The 3,525-nt window shown below is 69.5% G+C and carries 4 protein-coding genes; 2 read left to right on the top strand and 2 right to left on the bottom strand.

Going from position 1 to position 3,525, the window contains the following annotated elements; all coding sequences use genetic code 11:
• Positions 1-404: FHA domain-containing protein (locus D7X74_RS40530; protein WP_147446876.1), on the top strand; the 404-nt coding region annotated here is incomplete at its 5' end.
• Between the two features lie 12 nt (positions 405-416).
• Here D7X74_RS40530 and D7X74_RS40525 read toward each other — a convergent pair.
• Positions 417-1,766 (bottom strand): MFS transporter, encoded by a 1,350-nt coding sequence (locus D7X74_RS40525; protein ID WP_120538272.1) that lies wholly within the window; start codon positions 1,764-1,766, stop codon positions 417-419.
• 97 nt (positions 1,767-1,863) lie between these two features.
• Positions 1,864-2,013, bottom strand: a complete 150-nt coding sequence (locus tag D7X74_RS43365) for a hypothetical protein (RefSeq protein WP_158620516.1) — start codon at positions 2,011-2,013, stop codon at positions 1,864-1,866.
• Positions 2,014-2,238: 225 nt separating this feature from the next.
• Here D7X74_RS43365 and D7X74_RS40520 point away from each other — a divergent pair, with 225 nt between their 5' ends.
• Positions 2,239-3,522, top strand: coding sequence for a lanthionine synthetase C family protein (locus tag D7X74_RS40520; RefSeq protein ID WP_158622365.1), 1,284 nt, complete (start codon positions 2,239-2,241; stop codon positions 3,520-3,522).
• Positions 3,523-3,525: the final 3 nt, after the last annotated feature.

The following is a 3,525-nucleotide window of genomic DNA, read 5'->3' as shown; positions in this document are numbered from 1 at the left end:
CCCCCGCCCCCGTCCCTGCGCCCGTGGAGGACGAGGACGACGTCCTGGACGTGCCCACGGACGTCGGCAAGCGGTCCGAGCCCGCGAAGGTCGCCAAGGCGCCCCCGAAGCTGGAGCTGTTCGTCCGCCTGTCACCGGACGGTCCCGCCACGAGGGTGGACGTGGAGCGCTTCACGCTCGGACGCGGCCCGACGTGCAGCCTGGTGGTGAAGTCCGGCAGGGTCTCCCGCGAGCACGCGGCCATCGTGCGCGTGGGCAACGACTTCTTCATCGAGGACCTGGGCTCCTCGAACGGGACCTGGATCAACCATCAGCGCATCAAGCGCCAGAAGATCGCGGACGGGGACACCTTCAACCTGGGGACCGAGGCCGTGTACTTCTCCATGGGTCCCCGCGAGGACTGACGCCGCCGCCGTTCATGCCTTCCGCGGCGGATTGCGGATGCCCAGGGCGGAGATGACTCCGCCCAGGATGAGCAGGACGGCGGTGGTGAGCATCACCCGGTGGAAGCCCGCGACGTCCAATCGCGGGCCCACGATGAGTCCCGTGTGCGCGATGGCGATGAGCCCCGCGACCCGGGAGACAGCGTTGTTGATGGCCGAGCCGATGCCGGCCTGCTCGCTGCGGATGGAGCCCAACACCGCCGCCGTCAGCGGCGCGACCGTCACCGTCAGCCCCAGCCCGAACACCAGGACACCCGGCAGCATCTGGGTCCAGAAGTTCAACGGCGTGCCGACGTTGAGCATCAGCAGGAACCCCACGCCCGCGAGGCACGGCCCCGCCGCCATGAACACGCGCGGCCCCAGGCGCCCGGAGAGTCCGCCAAACACGGACGACAGCAGCAACATGAGGAGCGTGGTCGGCATCAGCGCCAGGCCCGCCGTCGTCGCGCGAAAGCCCCCCACCTCCTGGAGGAAGAGCGTGATGACGAACATGCCCAGCGACAGCGCGCCATAGATGGCCGTGGTGGCGAGGTTGCCCACCCAGAAGTTCCGCTCCCGGAACAGGCCCAGCGGCATCATTGGATGCGCGGTGCGCCGCTCTTGCACGAGGAACGCGATGAACGCCGGCACTCCCACCCCCAGGGACACCAACACCGAGGGGTGCATCCAGCCCACCTTCTCCTGTTCGATGAGCGCATAGACGGGACCGCCCAATCCCACACACGCCAGGACGGCGCCCAGGACATCGATGCGCGCGCGCGCCGGCCGGGGCGGCTCCTCCAGCCGCGCGAGCAGCATCAGGGTCAGCGCGATGGGCAGCACGTTGATGGCGAAGATCCACCGCCAGCCCACGGTGTCCACCAGCAGCCCGCCCACCAGCGGGCCCGCGATGAACGCACCGCCCGTCCACCCCGTCCACGAGCCAATGGCCTTCGCCTGCTCGGGGCCGGAGAAGAAGGACAGGATGAGCGCGAGCGAGCCCGGCACCAGCAGCGCACCCGTGGCGCCCTGAAGTCCGCGCGCGATGATGAGCACGGTTCCGGTGGGCGCCAGCGCGCACAGCAACGACGTGGCGCCAAAACCCAGGAGCCCCAACCGCAGGATGCGCTTGCGGCCGAAGGCATCCGACAGCGAGCCCGCGACCAGCATCAGCGCGCCCAGGGTGATGAGGTACGCATCCACCACCCACTGCTGGAGCGTGAGCCCTCCGCCCAGGTCCCGGACCATCGCGGGCAGCGCGACGTTGATGATGGCCCCGTCCAGGAACGTGACGAGCGAAGCCAGGACGGCGATGGCCAGGACGAGCCGCTGTTGAGAGGCCAAGGGAACCGCTGACTTTCTCAAACCCAGCTGGTTCCGGAAGGGAGCCTTGCACTCCCTTCCGGCAAGGACTCACGGACCCGGAGGCCCGTGAGGAACATCAGATGTCACACTTCGGACCACCCTCGGTACAGAACGGGCTGGTGAGCTCCTTGTGTGCCTTCAACTCTGCGCCGGGATTCGACAGGAGACGGACGGTCTCACGCTTCAGGCTCAGCTTCTTCGGCTTCTGGGTGTCCTGCTTGTCCATGACATCGCCTTTCGTTGCAATGCTCGACGGCGTTACCTGGAAACAATCCGACAGCCTGCTGCCTTCAACACCCGACGGACCTCGTCAGGCGTTCTCAGTCAAACACCTGCTTCCTCTGCAAACAAGTGTTCCCCGCCTCAACCGCGAAACACCGAATTTCATTTCCCTGCCCCCTGCGAGGGAATGAAGCTCCAGCGGCTCTTTCCAGAAAGCAGGGACGAAGACATGCGAAGGACGCCCCCGTGGAAGCCCCTGCTGCAGGGCGTCGAGCACGCGGAAGCCCTGGCGGTGCTCGGGCCCCTGGTCGAAGCACTGGCGCACGCCCGACCCACGCCCCCCTTCGCGGCTTCGCTCGCACGCGGTGACGCGGGACGCGCCGTGTTGTTTGACGCGCTCGCGCAAGCCCACGATGACGCGCGGCATCGCGCCACCGCGGAGGCCTTGTTGGAGCGCGCCACGGACGCCCTTGCCTCGGAGACGCTGGACCCCGACCTCTACGATGGCTTTCCGGGCATCGCCTGGGCCGTCCAGCACGTTCAGCGTCCCTCCGAGTCTCCTGACGCGGATCCGCTGACGGACATCGACGACGCGCTCGGGGACTTCCTCCAGACGCGGCCGTGGCCGCACCGCTACGACCTGGTGAGTGGACTGGTCGGCATGGGTGTCTATGCCCTGGAGCGTCTTCCCCGGGCTGGCGCGCGGCACTGCCTGGAAGCGGTGGTCGCACGCCTTGGGGAGCTGGCGGAACGGACGCCTCTTGGACTGCGCTGGAAGACCGCGCCGGAGCATGTGGAGCCACGGCTCCGCGAGGCGCAACCCCAGGGCGGCTTCAACCTGGGCATGGCGCACGGCATCGCGGGCGTGCTCACCGTCCTGGGTGGCGCGGTGGCCTCCGGCGTCGCCGCTGCCTCCGCGCGCGAACTGCTGCACGGTGGATGGACGTGGTTCATGGCCCAGCGGGCGCAGGCCCCGGAGTCCGCGCGCTTCCCCACGCGCGTGGGGCTCCAGGACGAGCCCCTGACGTGGCCGCGCCGTCCGGCGTGGTGCTACGGAGATCCGGGCGTGGCGCTCGGGCTGCACACGCTGGCGCGCGCCGTGGGCCACGCGGAGTGGGAAGCCCAGGCGCTGGAGCTCTGCCGGGAGTCCGCGCAGCGGTGGACCGACGTCGCCTCCGTGCAGGATGGCGGCCTCTGCCATGGCGCCGCTGGACTCGCGCACCTCTACAACCGGCTCTTCCAGACGACGGGGGAGACCGTCTTCGAAACCGCGGCCCGCCGCTGGTTCGCGCAGCTCCTCACCGTGCACCGGCAGCCCGGCCTGGGCGTGGGCGGGTTCCGGACGCTGGAGCGCTTCGACGACGACACCGAGGGCTGGACCGACAACACGGGCCTGCTCGCGGGCGCCACCGGCATCGCGCTGGCGCTGCTCGCGGCGACCTCTCCGGCGGAGCCCACCTGGGACCGCATGCTGCTCATGTCCCTGCGACACCCCACCCCGGACGCGCAATGACGC

Origin of the sequence: Corallococcus sp. CA047B, assembly GCF_003612065.1 — a bacterium.
In the GTDB taxonomy this organism is placed as follows: Bacteria; Myxococcota; Myxococcia; order Myxococcales; family Myxococcaceae; genus Corallococcus; species Corallococcus praedator.
This window is presented reverse-complemented; position numbering and strand designations above follow the sequence as displayed.

What these genes read in the sequence shown, in the direction of transcription:
- D7X74_RS40520 (WP_158622365.1), top strand. Translation starts at nt 2,239, where the DNA reads ATGCGAAGGACGCCCCCGTGGAAGCCCCTGCTGCAGGGCGTCGAGCAC.
- D7X74_RS43365 (WP_158620516.1), bottom strand. Translation starts at nt 2,013, where the DNA reads ATGGACAAGCAGGACACCCAGAAGCCGAAGAAGCTGAGCCTGAAGCGT.